The following is a 244-nucleotide window of genomic DNA, read 5'->3' as shown; positions in this document are numbered from 1 at the left end:
AGCGTTTTTATTTTTCAACCCAAGCCGATACCAACGGCGATCGGGTGATTGATGAGAATGATAAATACTTCTATTATTTCATCAATTTTGCCAAAAACGCGCAAATAGTCACGGCGTATGATTTTAGTAAGCCAAAAGCATAAAGCTTGGGTAAACTTCACCATTAAGCGCGTTTGAGACGTAACGCATTGAGCACCACAAACAGTGAGCTCAATGACATACCAATCGCAGCCAACCAAGGTGG

Annotated in this window: 1 protein-coding gene; it reads right to left on the bottom strand. The window is 41.8% G+C overall.

Annotated features, from left to right (window positions below; all coding sequences use genetic code 11):
• Positions 1-14: 14 nt before the first annotated feature.
• On the bottom strand, positions 15-244 hold a 230-nt coding region (locus ACSV5T_RS10240; RefSeq protein ID WP_438321074.1), incomplete at its 5' end, for a hypothetical protein.

Source organism: Veillonella sp. ZSJB6, assembly GCF_051549505.1.
In the GTDB taxonomy this organism is placed as follows: domain Bacteria; phylum Bacillota; class Negativicutes; order Veillonellales; family Veillonellaceae; genus Veillonella.
Note: the sequence above shows the minus strand (reverse complement) of the source record. Positions and strands in the feature narration are given on the sequence as shown.